The following is a 16,922-nucleotide window of genomic DNA, read 5'->3' on the forward strand; positions in this document are numbered from 1 at the left end:
GGGCGATCACATCCGCGCCACGGAAGAAAGCGAGGCATGCCATGTCGTTGCTGAAGTTTTTCTTGAAGCCTGTCCTCCATATGGGCAATACGGAAATTGCGGATTCCCCAGCCTGGAAGGACGATCCGCTGCGGCATCCCGAGGTCGAGCGCATGTCGATGCGCGAAATCGCCGATCTGCCGCTCGGGATGGAGACCGGATTCTCTGTTGAGGCCAAGCCGCTGCTGGCGAAATGCGCGTGAAAATATCCAAGTCAAGGAAGGAGAGCATGATTATGCTTTATTGGCTTAAGGGGCATCTACTTTGACACGATCGTCAAACTGTGCTTAGCTGTCCTCGGTCCCAGGACAGAGGACAGCTAGCATGAAAAGCCAGGATATCGTGATTTTACTAAAGCTCGTCAGCCTTCAGGAGCAGGAAGAACACAAGGAAAACGAGTGGCTTCAGCTGGTATCACAGGGCGACGATCCTTATTCTGTTCGCAATCTGGAGGCATCGCTGGGGATAAGCAAAACGGAAATCAGTCAGGCGATAAAGAGGAGTACCTCCTCCGGAATTGCAACAAAGGACAGCCAATCCGGCCGGCCAAGACCGAGCCGGAGGAACATTCTCGAGTTTATTCTGCACGGCTTCCGGTTCGTCTTTCCTGCGAACGCCGGAGCGATGCAACGGGGTATCCCCACCGCTTTCGCCGCCCCGATGTTGAAGGACCTGCTGATCAGTGGCGGCAACTACATATATGTTTGGCCCCATCCCAGCGGCAGGGACTTGGGCCAGTCGATTGATCCGCTATTTAAAACCGTCCCGGAGGCGGTTTTGAGGGATGCGCGGCTTTATGAATATCTGGCGCTCGCAGACGCCATTAGACTGGGTAACCAGCGAGAGGTTGGCGTCGCAAGCGAACATCTGTCTTCAAGGCTGCTGCAAAAATGATCACGGTACAAGGCCAATTGCTGGAGATGCTGCAGTCGGTCGCCAACGCGCTCGGCGAAGATCTACGAAAGAGGCTGGTCTTCGTCGGCGGCTGCACGACCGCCCTGTTCATAACCGATCCCGTTACGATTGAAGGCGTTAGAACGACCGATGACGTCGATCTCATCGTAGATCTGGAAGGCTTTTCCGAGTGGGCTGCCTTGTTATACGAACTCCGCCAGAGGGGATTTTCCGAGGCTGCTGACGAAACTGTTATATGTCGGATGCGACTCGGTCCGCTGAAAGTCGACTTCATGCCGGATGACGAAGCTATCCTTGGATTTAGCAATCGCTGGTATGCAAAGGGTATTGAAACTGCAACGCAAAAGGCTCTCAATGACTCGCTCGTTATCAATATCCTCACACCGCCACTTTTCATTGCAACAAAGCTCGAGGCGTTTACCGGACGCGGCAACAACGATCTGTATTTGAGCCGGGATGCAGAAGATATACTGCTCGTCGTGGACGGGCGAGAAGGGCTTCTGATGGAGATCCAGGGCGCCGAAAAGGAGGTCCGTGCCTTTATCGCCGACGGGTTCCGAGCATTGATGGCACATCAGGATTTCGATGATTTCCTGGACGGAAATCTGCGTGGGCAGGCCGGGCGCTCCGATGTCGTTCGCGAGCGCTTCCTGACGATAAGCCAGGTCTCGGATGGTGATCTCAATGCACATTGATTCGCGATGGTTATTACCTGCGCCCGCGCGGACAAGCCCATGGCTTCCGCTCGCACTTTTCGGCATCATGCTCTAAGCTTTCTCCCTGGCAGAAAGGGCGGAACCATGGCCGGCGATGTCGATGCGATTTTCGAACGGCTGAAGCGGCTGGCGACGGAAGCCAAGCTGCCTGATGTCGAGGAGAGCACCTCCTACGGCAATCCGGCGCTGAAGGTCGGCGGCAAGAGTTTTGCGGCGGTGAAGAACACCGAGACGATCGTGATCTCGATTTCGCTCGACGACAAGGATCACCTGCTGGAAATGGCGCCCGACGTCTATTTTCAAACCGATCATTATGTCGGCTGGCCGTATCTGCCGGTGCGCGCCGCCGTGATCGGCGACGAGGAATTGCGGCTGCGGCTGATCGGCGCCTGGCTGTTCCGGGCGCCGAAGAAGCTTGCGGCCCGCTATCAGGCCCGGTCGTAGGCCAGCGCACGCTGGACGGCGGGGCGCTGCAGCATGCGGGCGTGGTGGTCGCTCGCCTTTTCGAAGCGGGCGGGATCGACGCCGTCCGACGGCAGCCAGTCCGTCATGACGAAGAGATAGGGATCGGCGAGCGAATAGGCTTCACCCATCACCCATGGGCCATTAAACATCGTCTGCTCGATCAGCGTGAAACAATCGGCCATATTCTGCGGCACCTTGGCCTTCATCGCCTCGATGGCCGCCGGCTCGTCCGCCCAGCGTGAGCCGCGCGGGCGATGCGCATGGTTCACATGCACGGTCGAGCAGATATAGCTGTTGAAGGACTGGAGCCTGGCAAATTCGAAGGGATCATCAGGCGGCGCCAGCTTGGCGGCCGGGGCGCTCTGGGCGATATAGGCCAGGATCGCCGGCGTTTCCGTCAGCACGCCATAATCGGTGACAAGTGCGGGCACCCGGCCCTTCGGGTTGATCTTCAGATAGTCCGGCGAGCGCTGCTCGCCATCGCGGAGGCTGATCTTCTTTACTTCGAAGGCCAGACCGGATTCCTCCAGGGCAATAAGGCTCGCGAGCGCGCAGGTTCCCGGCGCGTAATATAGTGTCAGCATGGTTCTCGACTCCCTTTCGGCAAGGGTTATAGCGTAGTGGTGCGCGGGTCGGAACTGGTGGGATTGGGTTTTGCTTCTCCCAGGACAAGTGAGGTGCGTTGAGCGCGAGCGAAGGGCAATGAATGGTGTGCCGTGTGGCCCCCTCATCCGCCTGCCGGCACCTTCTCCCCGCTGGGGAGAAGGGATTTGTGGCAGCGCCTCTTAAAGCGTCGGTTGTGGAACCGAAGCCAATCCGCTTGTTCCCTCTTCTCCCCTGCGGGGAGAAGGTGGCCCGAAGGGTCGGTTGAGGGGGTGAGCGGCAAAGCCGCGAATGGCCTGAGCGCAAGCGAAGGGCAATGTAGAGGCGCGCGGGCGAGCAACCCGGCTCAACCGCAGCCCGGCACATCCTCCAGCCTGTGCCAGACCGGAATGCCGCGTTCCCGGGCGATGCGGACGTCGTTGTCCGCTCCTTTGGAATCGCCGGGCAGGCGCAGCACGCCCTCGCAGAGCTGCAGCAGCCGGCCGGCGACCGGGTGGAAGATTTCTTCGTAGAGCGCGTCGCCGACCGACCGGCCGCCGGCGGCGTGCCAGATCGGCAGGGCCACCCATTCGCCGATCATCGGCACGTGGCCGGCCTGAAACAGCGCGTGCGAGGGTTGCTCCAGCCGCTTCAGGTTGGCGGCCATCTTTTCCGGGTCGTCGCCCGTTCCGGACCGATAGGGCCCGGCAATCAAAATCAACATGATCCACTCCTCGCTCCGCTTATGCGTGAGCACTCTCCCGGCCTCATGCACGGGATTTCGTGAAAATGCACGATATTTCTTGAATGTCGAGTCATTTCGTGCAATATCGGGCAATTATGTTTAATTTCGTGCGGAGATCCGATGCTGACAACACAACGCAAGACCCTCATTCTCGACATTTTGCGCCGTGACGGCCAGGTGGTCGCCAAGCGCGTCGCCGAGGATTTCGCGCTTTCGGAGGACACGATCCGCCGCGACCTCAGGGAAATGGCGGCGGAGGGGCTGCTGAAACGGGTGCATGGCGGGGCGATGCCGCTGGCGCCAGACCTGCCTGATTTCACCGCGCGGCGCAGCGTCTCGTCGCAGATCAAGGCGCGGCTGGGGGCGGCGGCGGCGGCGATGGTGAAGCCGGGACAGATGATCTTCCTCGACGGCGGCACGACGACGGCGGAGATCGCCCGGCAGTTGCCGCGCGACATGCCGCTGACGGTTGCGACCCACAGCCCGACCATCGCCACCGAACTCGAACACCACCCGACAGCCGAGGTGATCCTCACCGGCGGACGGCTCTACAAACATTCGATGGTGGCGACGGGCGCGGCGGCCATGGTGGCGATCTCACAACTGCGCCCCGACCTCTTCTTCCTCGGGGTGACGGCCGCGCATCCGGTGCACGGGCTTTCCACCGGCGATTTCGAGGAAGCGGCGATCAAGCGGCACATCGCCCGCTGCTCGGCCGAAACGCATGTGCTGCTGACCGAGGAGAAGTTCGACCTCGTCTCGCCCTGCCCGGTGCTTGGCATTTCCGAGGTGGCGGGGCTGATCGTGCCCATGGAGATGACGGCCGAGCGGCTGAAACCCTATCGCGATCTCAACGGCGCGATCGCCGCAGCATGATGGTGCTGCGGGAGGGCTGCGGTGCGGCAGCGTGCGGCAGAAGGCTTGCGGCAAGGGCCGCGATGAAGGCCGCCAGTACGGCATAGGCCGGCGCCATGCTGCCGGTTCCAAGGGTAAGCAACGTCTGCAGATATGGCTGCGCCAGCGCGATGATGACGGAAAATGCCGGCATATCGAGCAGGGTCCCGGCGATCCGCGATAGTTCCGGCATGAAGGCTACACCGGCAAGCGCGCCGTAGACCGCCGTCAGGCGGAGGGCGAGGCGCAACGGCGCCGAGGCTGCAAGCGGCGGCGTGTCGCCATCCTCGATGGCAATCATGAGATAGGCAACGAAAGCCGCCAGAAACAGCAAGGCGACGGGCAGCGCCGCCAAGGTGGCGGGCCGCGTCAGAGCCGCCGCATCCGCCGCCAGGAAGAGCAGGATCGGCGTCGAAGCGACGAACCAGATGGCGACGATCAGGCCCCAGAACCAGGTGAGCGAGAGAGCGTGAAGACGGAGCAGCGTCGCGATGAAGAGGACCCCGATCGCGGTCCAGATGCAGGCGGGTTTGAGCACGCCCGATATCAGCCGGAGGGCCGGCTCGCAGGCGCCGGCCATATCGCCGCAGCCGGACAGCTGGATCGTGAGCCAGGTGATATAATCGAGGCTCAGCGCGGCGAACATGAAGATGCCGACACCCATCAGCATCCACCAGAGATAGCGGCCTGCAAACATGCCCTGCCCTCACGGCTTCCAGGACTGTGCTCACGTCGCCGCGAAAGGGTGCATCCGCGATCGCAGGACGTACCCTTTTATATTAGGTAATCTTATTTTTCTCATAACTTATATATTCGGTTCGAACTCATCCGGCCAAGGCGGAGGTGACCCTGATATCGCCGACATGGATGCCGTTCCAATTGCGCATCGGCGTTGCGGCATGGGCCATCAGGCCCGCATGCACCTCGCTCTCCGTCTCGAAGAAGCGGGCAAGCGTCGCCGCCACCATGGCTTCGGCGGCGCGGGTCATGCCGTCCTCGCATTTGAGCGCGATGGCGATGCCCTTTTCCGGGATCGCCCCACAGAAGACACCCTCGGCACCGGTTTTGACGAAGATCCGGCCGGGGGCGATCTGCATCAGCGCCGTGCAGGCGCGGCCGGAGCCGGCGACGTAGAAGGGTTCGGCCATGCAGGCCTCGATCAGCCGGCGGGATGCCTTGGCGCGCAGGGGTTCGAGGCCGGCGCCGGTCGCCATTTTGGCAAAACCGTGGGCAAGGCTGCGCAGCGGCACGGCATAAGTTGGAATCGAGCAGCCATCGGTGCCGCAGCTTTCTGCTCCGAGCACCGCGCCGGTCAGGCTTTCCATCGCCGCGCGGATCTCAACCTGCAGCGGATGCTGGTAGCCGACATAGCCCCTCGGATCGAGGTCCTGATGGCAGCAGGCGCAGATGAAACCGGCATGTTTTCCCGAGCAATTGTTGTGCAGCGCGGTCGGCGCATCGAGCCTGCGAGCCTGCTGGATCAGGACCTTTTGACTCATCGACCAATGGGCGCCGCATTCCAGCGCCTCGGCATCGCGACCGGCCCGCGACAGCATGGACGCGGCCAGCGCCACATGCTCCTCCTCGCCATTGTGCGAGGCGCAGGCCAGCGCCAATTCCTTGTCGCCGAAGCCATAGGCATCGGCCGCGCCACTCTCGACCAGCGGCAGCGCCTGCATCGCCTTGCAGGACGAGCGCGGGAAGACCGCAGCCTCGATATCGCCCAACGAGAAGACAAGCTTGCCATCACCATCGACCACAGCCACCGCGCCACGATGGCGACTTTCGACGAGCAGGCCGCGGGTGACTTCGACGGTGACGGGATTGGTCATGAGCTTTTATCCGGATGCTGGCGGGATAGCGCAGTCCATAACGCGTCACGCGGCGAAAGCCAACGGGGTTGATGTGGCGTGGGGGCAAGCGATGGCGATCGCCATCAGGATGGCGGAGGTGCCCGGCTGATGGAGTGGCCGACGCGACGGCGGCGAGTTGGCGGAAACATCGCCCCCTGCTCCGTCATCCTCGGCCTTGAGCCGAGGATCCATGCCCGTTGCTGGTGGAGGCCCGCGTGGATCCTCGGGTCAAGCCCGAGGATGACGGAGGGTGGGGTGAGCTTCTGGAGCAAGTACAGCGACGTGCGGCGGAATGCGAGCGTAGCTGGGCCTCCTGCTGGTCGCTCTCTCCAACGCCCGCCCCTGTTTCGATGCCCTTTGTGTAGGCATCACTCTCAGTGCGTCTGCGCTTTTCCTAATCTCTTTCAACAATGATTTTATGCAGAACACCGTGTCTGTCACGAGCCCGGATTTCGATGGCCTTGCTCTTATTTCCAGCATTCGCGACATTGCAGATTTCGGTGATGGCATCCCAAAATTGTGCGCTGGCAGGAGAATCTATCTCAAGAGTATTCATGACTTGTCTCGCCGATTTCCAGGTAATGGGAAAATCACAAGTTTTCGTACCCTGACGAAAGTTGCGCTCATACGGCGTTGGCGGATCGAGGAGCGTGCAACCGGCAACGGCAAAAGAAAGCGCCACAGCGCCAAGAAAGCGGAATTTCATCGACCCCATCCAATTGATCAACCGCGGCGAGCACTAAGGGCAGAAGATTGGCAGAGTCAACCGGCTATGGCGTGCCAAGCGCTAGCTGCGAGAGCTGTCGGACAACGATCACACAGTCCGGCCAATCATCACATAAATTGACCGAAGCGATCGAAAACTATCGTTTCTCTGATAAGTCCGATGCAGCTAAGAGTGGTGCATCAGGAACCATCCCCATGCCATCCACTTTTTCCTTGATCCTTCGCGACAACAGGATCCGAATTCCGACCGTGACCCTCGTCGCGCTCGCCTTCACCTATGCGTCGACCGCGCCCTACCAGTCGATCATCGGGATCAATGAACTCGGCTTGAGCAACGGCGCCTATTCGGCACTGGTGTTCTTCTCTTCGATCGTCAACGTCACGACGAGCCTGACGCTCGGCATCTGGTCGGACAGGCTGAAGGAGCGCCGGCCGCTGGTGCTGGGGCTTTCCGTCGCCGGCATGCTCGGCTTCGGGTCGATCGCGATCATTCATAGCCCCGTGGTCTTCATCTTCTCCACGCTGTTGCTGGTGCCGATGAGCAATTCCACCTATTCGCTTTTGTTCGCCAGCCTGCGCGCCAGGACCAACCAGATGGACCGCGGCCAGGGGGCGGCGATCACCGCAATGGTGCGGGCGCTTTTTTCCGGCTCATGGGCGCTGGCGCCGGGATTGATCGGCCTCTATCTCGTCAGTTCGCCGCCAATGACGCCGGCCTATGGGATCGCGGCATTGGCAAGCTGCACCTGCTTCTGCCTGTATTTCTTCTTCGCACCCGGAAATGGCTCCAGCGGCCCTGCCCCCGATCCAGTCGGCTTCTTTGCTTCGCTGAAACGGATTTTCGTGCCGCATGTGCTGTCGCGCGTTATCGTCATGGCGATGCTGTTCGGGCTGCAGCGGCTGAACGCCATGCTCCTGCCGCTGATCATCACCCATGCGGCCGGCGGCACCGTAGTCGATGTCGGCTTCATGGCAGGTTTGACGGCTTTGCTCGAGATGCCGTTCATGATGATGTGGGGTTTTGCACAGCGCCGCTTCAAAACCGCGCATGTGCTCGCCTTCGGCGCGCTGATCTACTGCGTCTATCTACTGCTGCTCGGCTTTGCTTCCGCACCCTGGCACGTCTACGCACTGCTCCTCTTCAATGCCTGCGGGGCGGCAGCGATCCTCAGTGTGCCGATCACCTATCTGCAGGACCTGATCGCGGACCGGCCAGGGCTTGGAACCTCGCTGATCTCGCTGAACACGTTCATTGGGGTTGGCGTCAGCGCCGGCCTCTTTGCCTTCGGCACCGCGATCACCGATTATTCCGGCACCGCCTTCGTCGGCGCGGCCGCGGGTCTCGCATCGATCGGAGTGCTGCTCTATCTCGAAAGCAGCAGGCGGCAGGCGCGGCAACCGGCGTGACGTGCCGTTCCGATCGACAGGCGTCAATGCGGCGTGATGCGATAGGCGCAGCGGCGGGCGCCGGCGAGGATGTGTTCGCTGCGTTCGATATCGGCGCCGAGGACGGCGCGGAAGGTTTCGAGTTCGGAGCGGCAGAAGCCGGCACAGGCAGTGGCGGCCGCGCAGATCGGGCAGTGGTTTTCGACCAGCATGAAAGCGCCGTCCGGCTCCTGCCAGCAATCGGCCATATAGCCTTCGCGGGTGCGGATGCCGGTAAGGGCCTCGACGCGCGCGGCAAGGTCATGGGCCTGGCTGAGGTCCTGCCGATAACGCTGCAGCGTCTCAGCCTCCCGGGCGGAAATGACGGTATCGAGGGCTGCGGGGCCGAGCTGCTCGACGAGCGTGCCGAGGAGGTTTGCCGTCAGTTCGGCATGGCCATCCGGGAACTGGCGGTTGCCGCTGGCTGTGAGGTGCCAGAGCTGGCGCGGCCGGCCACGGCCGGCAGCAGCAACGGTGACCGGTTCCACCAGCCCCTCCTCCGCCATCTTCGACAGCTGCTGGCGGGCGGCCTCGCCCGATATGCCGAGAGTATCGCCGATCGCGGCGGCGAGCTGCGGCCCGTCGGTCTTTATCAGGATCAGGATGCGGTTGGCTGGGGACTGGCGCATATTTTTCCAAGTCACGTCTTGTTTAATTCGAGGCGGCGTGTAATTTTCCAATTTATAACTTGGAAAATAATCCTTCGCCAGTAAAATCTCGGGGTCCTCCCATGTCGAATATCGACCAGACAGCCGTCATTCCCAGCGCCAGCTCCGTCTTCCGCCTCTTCCTGCCCGAGCACCTGCCGGCAACATTGATGCTGGCCGGCGGCGTGACGCTTTATGCGGTGGAGAGTTACATCATGGCGACGATCGCGCCTTCGATCGTGCGCGATGTCGGCGGCCTCGCGCTGTTTTCCTGGGTCACCAGCCTGTTCGTCGCCGCTGCCGTGCTCGGCTCGATCTTCGTCGCCATGCGGTCGCGCGGCATCGGGCTTCGATCCGTCTATGTGATCGCGGCACTGGTCTTCGGCGCCGGCAGCCTGATTGCCGCAGCCGCACCGTCGATGCCGGTGGTGCTGATCGGACGCGCGGTGCAGGGTCTCGGAACAGGCGCACTTGCCGCGCTCGGCTATGCCTTCATCCGCTTCGTCTATCCCGAGCCGCTATGGCCGAAGGCATCGACCCTCTATGCGGCAATCTGGGGGGTCTCGACCGTCATCGGGCCGACGCTCGGCGGCTTCTTTTCTTCAGGCCACGCCTGGCGCTACGCTTTCATCGTGCTCGTGCCGCTCGGCCTGCTGATGGCGGTCTTGGCGCCACGACTGTTGCCCGACGTCGAGGACGACCGCGAGCAGGCAAAGACGCCGGTCGCCCAGATCGGGCTGCTGCTTGCCGCCGTGCTGATGGTGAGTGCGGCCGGCGCGATCGAGGCGACAGCCACGAAGGTCGCGCTGATCGCCGCCTCGGTCGTCGCGGTCGCCGGCATGATCGTCATCGAGGGCCGAAGCCCGAACCGCCTGCTGCCCTCCGGCGCCGTCAGCCTTTCCCAGCCGATCTCACGGGTCTACCTGGCGATGCTCGCCGTGACTGTCGTTCTCGTCAGCGACGTCTTCATTCCCTATTTCCTGCAGACCCTGCATGGGGTGCCGGCGATCGTCTCGGGTTATCTCGTGGCGCTCGTCGCCCTCGGCTGGACCTTGGCGGCCTTCCTCAGCGGCTCGTGGACCGGCGGCCGAGCCTATTGGGCAATCGTCATTGGCGCCCTCATCGAGGCGGCGGCGACCGCTTGCCTCGCCGTCTTCCTCGCCACGGACAATCCCGACGGGCATATGCTCCTCATCGTACCGGCGGCAATCGGCATGTTCATGATGGGCTTCGGTATCGGTCTCGGCTGGGCGCATCTCGTCGCCATGGTTTTGAGGCTCGTCGCCGACAACGAGAAGGACAAGGCTTCTGCCGCGATCCCGACAATGAGTTCGCTCGGTGGGGCATTCGGAGCCGCCTTTGCCGGCGTCATCGCCAATGGCGCCGGCCTCGTCGATCCCGGCGGCATATCAGGCGCGCTGTCGGCAGCGCACTGGCTCTATCTGCTGATGGCGCTGCCCGGTGTTCTCGCTGTCGGCGTGTCGCTGACATTACCGCGCCGCGCGTCTTTTTAAATGCGCAGCATGACCTTGCCGACATGGCTGCCCTCTTCCAACAGCCGGTGCGCTTCGACGACCTCTTCGAAGGCAAAGACCTTGTGGATGACGGGGGCGACGGTGCCGGCTTCCAGCAGCGGCCAGACCTCCGAGAGCAGGTCGTCGCGGATGGCGCGTTTTTCCTCTGCCGTGCGCGGCCGCATGGTGGAGCCGGTGACCGTCAGGCGCTTGACCATGATCGGCGAGAGATTGACCTTTTCGGCGAGCGCGCCTCCGAGGAAGGCGATGATCGACAGGCAGCCATCCTTCCCCAGCGAGGCGATGTTGCGCTCGAAATAGGAGGCGCCGATCATGTCGAGGATGATGTCGACGCCGTGGCCGGTCTCGGCCTTGATCACCTCGGCGAAATTCTCGCTCCTGTAGTTGATCGCGCGCTTGGCGCCGAGCCTTTCGCAGGCCTCGCATTTTTCCTTCGAGCCCGCCGTCGCGTAGACCTCGGCACCGAAGGCGCGGGCGAGCTGGATCGCCGTCGTGCCGATGCCGCTGGAACCGCCATGGATCAGCACGGTCTCGCCTTCCGTCAGCCCGGCCATTTGGAAAAGATTGGCCCAGACGGTGAAGAAGGTCTCGGGCAAAGCCGCCGCCTTCACCGCATCATAACCTTTGGGAAAAGGCAGGATCTGGCCTGCCGGCAGCAGGCAATATTCGGCGTAGGCGCCGCCATTGGCGAGCCCGCAGACCTTGTCGCCGACGGCATGGCCGCTGACGCCCGGGCCGACGGCAACGATTTCGCCCGACAGTTCCAGGCCGAGGATCGGGCTCGCATCCTTGGGCGGGGGATAGCTGCCCTGTCGCTGGGCAATATCGGGCCGGTTGACGCCGATCGCCTCGGCGCGCACCAGAACCTCTCCGTCGCCGGGTACAGGAAGCGGACGCCTGCCGATCGTCATCACCTCCGGCCCGCCGAAGGACGGCAGATCGACGAAACGCATGTCCTGAGGCAATGGCATGACCCGGTTCCTCCCTCATCCGATGCAAACGGAAGATGCACAGGAAATAAATCAGCCCCGCGGGCTTGGGAAGGCTTGATGTGGCAGAGGCGTCAATTCGCCTCGCCCAGCAGATGGAAGACCAGGCCTTCGTCGCTGTCCTTGGCGGCCGACTTGATGATGGCGATTTCGGCGCTGACGCGGTTGATATCGTCGATGACGAGGCCTTCCGGCAGTTCGATGACGCCGATCGAGCAGCGCATCAGCGGGAACAATGCTTCCGCACCGGTGCGGTCGTGACCGAGGATGCGGCCGGCGGCGCGATCCTCATCGGAATAGAGGTCCCGCACGTCGTCGTGGAAATCACTGATCAGCCGGTCGAGAATCTCCGTCAGCTCTTCCTTGGTCCAGCCGACGACGCCGATGAAGAAATCGTCGCCGCCGACATGGCCGAGGAAATGGCGCTCGGCGAAGAAATAGCGGCGCATCAGCGCCGCAAACAGCGAGATCGCGTGGTCGCCGAGATGGAAGCCATAGGCATCGTTGAACGGCTTGAAATTGTCGAAGTCGCAATAGCAGAAGTGGCGGAGCTCATCGCCGTCGCGGCCGGACTGACGCATGAAATCGCGGATGGCGCGATTGCCCGGCAGGCCGGTCAGCGGATTCTGGTCCTGCGCGGTCTTCAACTGTTTCTCGTTGATGACCTTGATCAGCGAGGCGGCGGAGACGACGCCGGCATAGCGCATATTGTCGGTCAGGATCAGGCAGTTGCTGCCTTCCATATTGGCGAAGATCGCCATCAGCTGCTCGGCGTCGCTGTCGAGGCCGACGATCGGCGCCATCTCGACGAAATGCGAAATGCTGCGCTCGTACATCTTGTTCTTCAAGAGATCGCGGCCGAAGGGCTGATAGATATATTCCTTGAGGTGATGCTCGTGGATGATGCCGCGCGGCTCGTCATTGGCGTTGAGGACGGGAAAGAAGGCCTGACGCGGATTGCGGCGGAAGAGTTCGAAGACGCTGTCGATGCTGTCGTTCTCGTAGGCCGTCGGCAGCATCTCGATCTGCTTGCGGATGAGGATTTCGTCGAGCGACTGGCTGCCCCGCTTGCTCTTGCCGAGCTCCTGCAGATGCGGGAAGGACGGCGCTAGCTCCGATATATGCGTCGTCGGGCGGGAGATGAACCAGCCCTGGACGAGGTCGACGCCATATTCGCGGCAGGCGATGAATTCGGCCTCGGTCTCGATGCCTTCGGCGACGACGCGCGTGCCGAGCACATGGGCGATGTTGACGATGCTTTTCAACAGATGCCGCTTGCGCGGGCTGCGGTCGATCTCGGCGACGAAATGCCGGTCGATCTTGAGATAATCGACGGCATAGTCGCAGAGCAACTTCATCTCGCCGTGACCGACGCCGAAATCGTCGATCGCCAGCTTGAAACCGGCCTTGCGCAGCCTGGAAACGAGGCCGGAAAATTCCGGCACGCTGGTATTGTCGAAACGCTCGGAGAATTCGAAGCAGACGGAGGATGGCGGAATATTCGCCTTCCGCAGATGCTGCAGCAGGGTCTCGACCAGGCTTTCGCCATGCGGGATGAGCCGGACGTCGAGATTGAGAAACAGCGTCGAGGTGGAGAAATTCGACAGCGTCGCGAATTTGGCGAGCGCGCGGCTGGCGACCATCTGTTCGAGCTGCAGCAGTTGTCCGGCCTGGTGGGCCTCGTCGAGGATGTCGATGGGCGTTTCGTAGCCGATGCGCTCCTGGCCGCGCATCAGGGATTCGTAGCCGAAGACCGTGCCGGTGCCGGCCTCGACGATCGGCTGGAAGGCATTCTCGACCACGAGCTTGGCAAGGGTGACGATCTGATCGCTGGCGTAGCGGCGCAGGACATCCGGCGCTACGGTGGCAGCCAAGGACAACCCAGTCTTCACGTGGCCGGTCTTCATTGTGGCTGATCTCCACTGTGACTTGTTCTTTTTCATCCGGAACATGCCGCAGAAGGGTCAATGAACTCTTTCGCCAATGTGAAAGTTTTATGAAACGCGCAAGGGCCTTGCACGCGTTCCGCGTCTGTTCAATTTTTCGAATGCAATCAAACGCTTATTCAGGCGGAGCGACGGCGCTCCGCCTCGTGATCGGCGAACATGTCGGCGACGCATCTGCCGCCGGATGGAGCGCCGTCGTCAAGAACATCGTCCCGGAACTCATTGAGCTTGCGGGTGGTATCCCAGAGGCGCAGAGCCTCGCGGACAACCTCACTGCTCGAGGCATAACCGCCATTGTCGACGGCGGCGCGGATGCCCGCTGCCTGTTGCGGAGAGATGGAAACGGTGACCATCGGCATGAACTTCCTCCCTTTTCTGATCAGGCAGAACCCTGCCTCTGGGGGACGCATGACCATTTTCAGCATTCTCGGCGATCTCGCCGGTGCCTTGGTGCATTCGCACTCAGGCCGTTCGCTTGCGCGGGACCGGCCTCTAACCCCTTAAGTCTAATCCCCAGTCATAGTCTTGTCAAAAAAGAACGGGTCTTGTCAAAAAAAGAACGGCCGCTCTCGATAATCTCAACTGCGGATGCCGAGGCCGAAGGCGATCAACGTCGAGCCCTGGACGATGAGATCGGCGGCCAGGAACAGGCCGAGAATCCAGAGGCTGTTCACCGGCCAGCCGAGCGCGATGACGAAACCCGCAAGGGCGGTGATGACGCCGCTTGCGACGATCCAGCGCCAGCCCTTGGTGGGCTTCATGCGCATGCCGACCCAGGTGCGAAAGACACCTGCGACGACGAGCGCCAGCGACAGAAACAGCGTCAGCGCCGCCGAGGTCAGGATCGGGTTGATGAAGGCGCAAATGCCGGCAAGCACATAGAGCAGGCCGCTCAGGATCCAGAACAGCACGTGATCCCAGCCGCGCACTTGGAAAGCATGGACGAGATAGATCACGCCGCCGAACAGCATCAGCATACCGACATAATAGACCGAGACGACGGTGGCGAGCATCAGATTGCCGAGCGCGATCAGGCCGCAGACGAGCAGCAGCACGCCGAGGCCGGCAAACCAGATCCATTTCGACTGCAGCGAAGATGTCGGCGTTCCCTCAAAGACATCGGCCATGATCCACCTCCTGAGATTCAGAATATGTTGCAGCAATTTTTCAGGGAAAGATCTGCGCCGGGCCAAATCGAGAAAGATTTTTATTGATTGATCAGTCAATCAAAAATAACCTGCCGCTGATTTCAAGGAGTAGGTTGTTGCCGAAGGTCGGAATGGAGCCGGTGCGCCGCAAGGCGCTTGTCGATGCGGCGCTGCGGGTGATCGGCGATCACGGCTCGCTTGCCGTCACCATGTCCGACATCGCCCGGCAGGCCGGCGTATCGCCGGCCCTGGCGCATCATTATTTCGGCAGCAAGGAACAATTGCTGATCGAGACGATCCGCTCACTTCTAAGACAGCTGCGCGGCGATACGGTGGCGGCGCTCAAGGCCGCCAGGACGCCGCGCGCCCGGCTTTCGGCCATCATCCGCGTCAGCTTCCACGCCGACCAGTTCGCGCCGGAGACGATTGCTGCCTGGCTTGCCTTCTACGCCGAAGCGCAGCGCTCGGAAGAGACCCGCCGCTTCCTGGTGATCTATGCCAGGCGGCTGCGCTCCAATCTGCTGGCCGACCTCAAGGCGCTGCTGCCCGCAGACGCCGCAGAACGTATCGCCGAGGGCGCTGCGGCGATGATCGACGGGCTCTATATCAGGCAAAGTCTGAAATCGGCGCCGATCGGCATTGAAGCCTCGATCGCGCTGACCGAGGATTATCTGACGACGCAGTTGGGCAAGACCGAGATTTCAGCCTCCTCATCCGGCCCTGCGGGGCCACCTTCTCCCCGAGGGGGAAGGGACGACCACATCGAACCACCCAAGGGACAAATGACATGAAAGCCCAGCCGAAAGCCTCGCACTTCATCGACGGCGAATATGTCGAGGATACCGACGGCACCGTCATCGAGAGCCTTTATCCGGCGACCGGCGAGGTGATCGCCCGGCTGCATGCGGCAACGCCTGCGATCGTCGAAAAGGCGATTGCCGCGGCCAAACGCGCCCAGCCGGAATGGGCGGCGATGAGCCCGATGGCGCGCGGGCGCATCCTGAAACGGGCCGCCGACATCATGCGCGAGAGGAACCGGGCGCTTTCCGAACTGGAAACGCTCGATACCGGCAAGCCGATCCAGGAGACAATTGTCGCCGACCCGACCTCGGGTGCGGATGCCTTTGAATTCTTCGGCGGCATTGCGCCGGCCGGGCTCAACGGATCGCAGATCCCGCTCGGCCAGGATTTTGCCTATACCAAGCGGGTGCCGCTCGGCGTCTGCGTCGGCATCGGCGCCTGGAACTATCCGCAGCAGATCGCCTGCTGGAAAGCTGCGCCGGCGCTTGTCTGCGGCAATGCCATGGTGTTCAAACCGTCCGAGAACACCCCACTCGGCGCGCTGAAGATCGCCGAGATCCTGCATGAGGCCGGACTGCCGAAGGGGCTCTTCAATGTGATCCAGGGCGACCGCGACACCGGGCCGCTGCTCGTCAACCATCCCGACGTCGCCAAAGTATCGCTGACCGGCTCGGTGCCGACCGGCCGCAGGGTGGCGGCGGCTGCCGCCGGCAACCTCAAGCATGTGACGATGGAGCTCGGCGGCAAGTCGCCGCTCATTGTTTTCGACGATGCCGATCTCGATTCGGCGGTCGGGGGCGCGATGCTCGGCAATTTCTATTCGACCGGCCAAGTCTGCTCGAACGGCACGCGTGTCTTCGTGCAGAGGGCGATCAAGGACGAATTCCTCAAGCGGCTGAAGGTCCGCGCCGAGGCGATGCTGATCGGCGATCCGCTTGATGAGGCGACGCAGGTGGGGCCGATGGTCTCCTGGGCGCAGCGCGAGAAGGTGATCTCCTACATCGAGAAGGGCAAGGCCGAGGGCGCAACGCTCATTGCCGGCGGCGGCATTCCGAACAATGTCTCCGGTGAAGGTTATTATGTGCAGCCGACGGTGTTTGCCGATGTCACCGATGACATGACCATCGCCCGCGAGGAGATCTTCGGGCCTGTGATGTCGGTGCTCGATTTCGACGCGGAGGACGAGGTGATCGCGCGCGCCAATGCCAGCGAATTCGGCCTGTCCGGCGGCGTATTCACCGCCGACCTCACCCGCGCCCACCGCGTCGTCGACCGGCTGGAAGCCGGCACGCTGTGGATCAACACCTACAATCTCTGCCCGGTGGAAATCCCCTTCGGCGGCTCGAAACAATCCGGCTTCGGCCGCGAGAATTCGCTGGCGGCGCTGGAGCATTATTCCGAGCTGAAGACGGTCTATGTCGGCATGGGGCCGGTGGCGGCGCCTTATTGAATTGAAACACATCTGCCCTGCCCTTTGCCCCTCACCCTAACCCTCT

General features: G+C 62.0%; 19 protein-coding genes. 9 read left to right on the forward strand and 10 right to left on the reverse strand.

What is annotated here, in order from left to right; all coding sequences use genetic code 11:
* The first annotated feature begins 41 nt into the window (after positions 1-41).
* The 4 genes from OIU37_RS12910 to OIU37_RS12925 all read left to right on the forward strand — a co-directional run bounded on the left by OIU37_RS12910 (position 42) and on the right by OIU37_RS12925 (position 2,114).
* A complete protein-coding gene (locus OIU37_RS12910) occupies positions 42-242 on the forward strand; it encodes a hypothetical protein (RefSeq protein ID WP_240602239.1) in 201 nt (66 codons plus the stop codon).
* Positions 243-363: 121 nt separating this feature from the next.
* Positions 364-933 carry a hypothetical protein gene (locus OIU37_RS12915; protein WP_182209983.1) on the forward strand — a complete coding sequence of 190 codons (570 nt, stop codon included), beginning with the start codon at positions 364-366 and terminating at the stop codon, positions 931-933.
* Complete coding sequence (locus OIU37_RS12920) at positions 930-1,649, forward strand: hypothetical protein (RefSeq protein ID WP_264257642.1); 720 nt, start codon at positions 930-932, stop codon at positions 1,647-1,649. The genes OIU37_RS12915 and OIU37_RS12920 overlap by 4 nt, the downstream gene beginning before the upstream one ends.
* Before the next feature lie 105 nt (positions 1,650-1,754).
* Positions 1,755-2,114: an MmcQ/YjbR family DNA-binding protein gene (locus OIU37_RS12925; protein WP_171601197.1), complete on the forward strand. Its 360-nt coding sequence runs from the start codon at positions 1,755-1,757 to the stop codon at positions 2,112-2,114.
* Here the strand turns inward: OIU37_RS12925 and OIU37_RS12930 are convergent.
* The gene (locus OIU37_RS12930; protein WP_264257643.1) at positions 2,099-2,719 is read right to left on the reverse strand and encodes a glutathione S-transferase family protein; all 621 of its coding nucleotides are present in this window, start codon (positions 2,717-2,719) and stop codon (positions 2,099-2,101) included. The genes OIU37_RS12925 and OIU37_RS12930 overlap by 16 nt on opposite strands.
* A gap of 365 nt (positions 2,720-3,084) precedes the next feature.
* On the reverse strand, positions 3,085-3,441 hold the full coding sequence (locus OIU37_RS12935) for a DUF4406 domain-containing protein (RefSeq protein WP_171601199.1): 357 nt from the start codon (positions 3,439-3,441) through the stop codon (positions 3,085-3,087).
* Between the two features lie 141 nt (positions 3,442-3,582).
* On the opposite strand from OIU37_RS12935, the gene OIU37_RS12940 reads away from it, so the two are divergent.
* A complete protein-coding gene (locus tag OIU37_RS12940) occupies positions 3,583-4,338 on the forward strand; it encodes a DeoR/GlpR family DNA-binding transcription regulator (protein WP_264257644.1) in 756 nt (251 codons plus the stop codon).
* Here the strand turns inward: OIU37_RS12940 and OIU37_RS12945 are convergent.
* The 3 genes from OIU37_RS12945 to OIU37_RS12955 all read right to left on the reverse strand — a co-directional run bounded on the left by OIU37_RS12945 (position 4,313) and on the right by OIU37_RS12955 (position 6,915).
* Complete coding sequence (locus OIU37_RS12945) at positions 4,313-5,053, reverse strand: hypothetical protein (protein WP_264257645.1); 741 nt, start codon at positions 5,051-5,053, stop codon at positions 4,313-4,315. The two genes, OIU37_RS12940 and OIU37_RS12945, sit on opposite strands and share 26 nt — an antisense overlap.
* Positions 5,054-5,180: 127 nt before the next feature.
* Positions 5,181-6,188: an asparaginase gene (locus OIU37_RS12950; protein WP_264257646.1), complete on the reverse strand. Its 1,008-nt coding sequence runs from the start codon at positions 6,186-6,188 to the stop codon at positions 5,181-5,183.
* Positions 6,189-6,603: 415 nt separating this feature from the next.
* Positions 6,604-6,915 (reverse strand): hypothetical protein, encoded by a 312-nt coding sequence (locus tag OIU37_RS12955; protein WP_264257647.1) that lies wholly within the window; start codon positions 6,913-6,915, stop codon positions 6,604-6,606.
* Positions 6,916-7,130: 215 nt separating this feature from the next.
* Between OIU37_RS12955 and OIU37_RS12960 the strand changes: the two genes are divergently transcribed.
* A complete protein-coding gene (locus OIU37_RS12960; RefSeq protein WP_264257648.1) occupies positions 7,131-8,342 on the forward strand; it encodes an MFS transporter in 1,212 nt (403 codons plus the stop codon).
* A 23-nt stretch (positions 8,343-8,365) separates the two neighbouring features.
* Here the strand turns inward: OIU37_RS12960 and OIU37_RS12965 are convergent, their stop codons facing one another.
* Positions 8,366-8,989 (reverse strand): metalloregulator ArsR/SmtB family transcription factor, encoded by a 624-nt coding sequence (locus OIU37_RS12965; protein WP_171601204.1) that lies wholly within the window; start codon positions 8,987-8,989, stop codon positions 8,366-8,368.
* Positions 8,990-9,090: 101 nt separating this feature from the next.
* On the opposite strand from OIU37_RS12965, the gene OIU37_RS12970 reads away from it, so the two are divergent.
* On the forward strand, positions 9,091-10,521 hold the full coding sequence (locus tag OIU37_RS12970; protein WP_264257649.1) for an MFS transporter: 1,431 nt from the start codon (positions 9,091-9,093) through the stop codon (positions 10,519-10,521).
* Here OIU37_RS12970 and OIU37_RS12975 read toward each other — a convergent pair.
* The 4 genes from OIU37_RS12975 to OIU37_RS12990 form a co-directional block, all read right to left on the reverse strand.
* Positions 10,518-11,513, reverse strand: a complete 996-nt coding sequence (locus OIU37_RS12975; RefSeq protein WP_264257650.1) for an NAD(P)H-quinone oxidoreductase — start codon at positions 11,511-11,513, stop codon at positions 10,518-10,520. The two genes, OIU37_RS12970 and OIU37_RS12975, sit on opposite strands and share 4 nt — an antisense overlap.
* Positions 11,514-11,605: 92 nt before the next feature.
* Positions 11,606-13,483, reverse strand: a complete 1,878-nt coding sequence (locus OIU37_RS12980) for a GGDEF domain-containing protein (RefSeq protein ID WP_264257651.1) — start codon at positions 13,481-13,483, stop codon at positions 11,606-11,608.
* 113 nt (positions 13,484-13,596) lie between these two features.
* Positions 13,597-13,836, reverse strand: a complete 240-nt coding sequence (locus OIU37_RS12985; protein WP_168312450.1) for a type II toxin-antitoxin system ParD family antitoxin — start codon at positions 13,834-13,836, stop codon at positions 13,597-13,599.
* A 219-nt stretch (positions 13,837-14,055) separates the two neighbouring features.
* Entirely contained in the window at positions 14,056-14,604 is a 549-nt protein-coding gene (locus OIU37_RS12990) for an HdeD family acid-resistance protein (RefSeq protein ID WP_171601208.1), read from the reverse strand.
* Positions 14,605-14,741: 137 nt separating this feature from the next.
* Between OIU37_RS12990 and betI the strand changes: the two genes are divergently transcribed.
* Together betI and betB are read left to right on the forward strand one after the other, a co-directional pair.
* Entirely contained in the window at positions 14,742-15,416 is a 675-nt protein-coding gene (gene betI, locus OIU37_RS12995; protein ID WP_264257652.1) for a transcriptional regulator BetI, read from the forward strand.
* A complete protein-coding gene (gene betB, locus OIU37_RS13000) occupies positions 15,413-16,876 on the forward strand; it encodes a betaine-aldehyde dehydrogenase (protein ID WP_264257653.1) in 1,464 nt (487 codons plus the stop codon). The genes betI and betB overlap by 4 nt, the downstream gene beginning before the upstream one ends.
* The last annotated feature ends 46 nt before the right edge of the window (positions 16,877-16,922 follow it).

It is taken from the genome of Rhizobium sp. BT-226 (genome assembly GCF_025847085.2).
Lineage (GTDB): Bacteria > Pseudomonadota > Alphaproteobacteria > Rhizobiales > Rhizobiaceae > Rhizobium > Rhizobium sophorae.

What these genes read in the sequence shown, in the direction of transcription:
- OIU37_RS12915 (WP_182209983.1), top strand. Translation starts at nt 364, where the DNA reads ATGAAAAGCCAGGATATCGTGATTTTACTAAAGCTCGTCAGCCTTCAG.
- OIU37_RS12970 (WP_264257649.1), top strand. Translation starts at nt 9,091, where the DNA reads ATGTCGAATATCGACCAGACAGCCGTCATTCCCAGCGCCAGCTCCGTC.
- OIU37_RS12910 (WP_240602239.1), top strand. Translation starts at nt 42, where the DNA reads ATGTCGTTGCTGAAGTTTTTCTTGAAGCCTGTCCTCCATATGGGCAAT.
- OIU37_RS12920 (WP_264257642.1), top strand. Translation starts at nt 930, where the DNA reads ATGATCACGGTACAAGGCCAATTGCTGGAGATGCTGCAGTCGGTCGCC.
- OIU37_RS12945 (WP_264257645.1), bottom strand. Translation starts at nt 5,053, where the DNA reads ATGTTTGCAGGCCGCTATCTCTGGTGGATGCTGATGGGTGTCGGCATC.
- OIU37_RS12955 (WP_264257647.1), bottom strand. Translation starts at nt 6,915, where the DNA reads ATGAAATTCCGCTTTCTTGGCGCTGTGGCGCTTTCTTTTGCCGTTGCC.
- OIU37_RS12960 (WP_264257648.1), top strand. Translation starts at nt 7,131, where the DNA reads ATGCCATCCACTTTTTCCTTGATCCTTCGCGACAACAGGATCCGAATT.
- betB (WP_264257653.1), top strand. Translation starts at nt 15,413, where the DNA reads ATGAAAGCCCAGCCGAAAGCCTCGCACTTCATCGACGGCGAATATGTC.
- OIU37_RS12925 (WP_171601197.1), top strand. Translation starts at nt 1,755, where the DNA reads ATGGCCGGCGATGTCGATGCGATTTTCGAACGGCTGAAGCGGCTGGCG.
- OIU37_RS12950 (WP_264257646.1), bottom strand. Translation starts at nt 6,188, where the DNA reads ATGACCAATCCCGTCACCGTCGAAGTCACCCGCGGCCTGCTCGTCGAA.
- OIU37_RS12990 (WP_171601208.1), bottom strand. Translation starts at nt 14,604, where the DNA reads ATGGCCGATGTCTTTGAGGGAACGCCGACATCTTCGCTGCAGTCGAAA.
- OIU37_RS12965 (WP_171601204.1), bottom strand. Translation starts at nt 8,989, where the DNA reads ATGCGCCAGTCCCCAGCCAACCGCATCCTGATCCTGATAAAGACCGAC.
- OIU37_RS12975 (WP_264257650.1), bottom strand. Translation starts at nt 11,513, where the DNA reads ATGCCATTGCCTCAGGACATGCGTTTCGTCGATCTGCCGTCCTTCGGC.
- OIU37_RS12935 (WP_171601199.1), bottom strand. Translation starts at nt 3,441, where the DNA reads ATGTTGATTTTGATTGCCGGGCCCTATCGGTCCGGAACGGGCGACGAC.
- OIU37_RS12985 (WP_168312450.1), bottom strand. Translation starts at nt 13,836, where the DNA reads ATGCCGATGGTCACCGTTTCCATCTCTCCGCAACAGGCAGCGGGCATC.
- OIU37_RS12940 (WP_264257644.1), top strand. Translation starts at nt 3,583, where the DNA reads ATGCTGACAACACAACGCAAGACCCTCATTCTCGACATTTTGCGCCGT.
- OIU37_RS12930 (WP_264257643.1), bottom strand. Translation starts at nt 2,719, where the DNA reads ATGCTGACACTATATTACGCGCCGGGAACCTGCGCGCTCGCGAGCCTT.
- OIU37_RS12980 (WP_264257651.1), bottom strand. Translation starts at nt 13,483, where the DNA reads ATGTTCCGGATGAAAAAGAACAAGTCACAGTGGAGATCAGCCACAATG.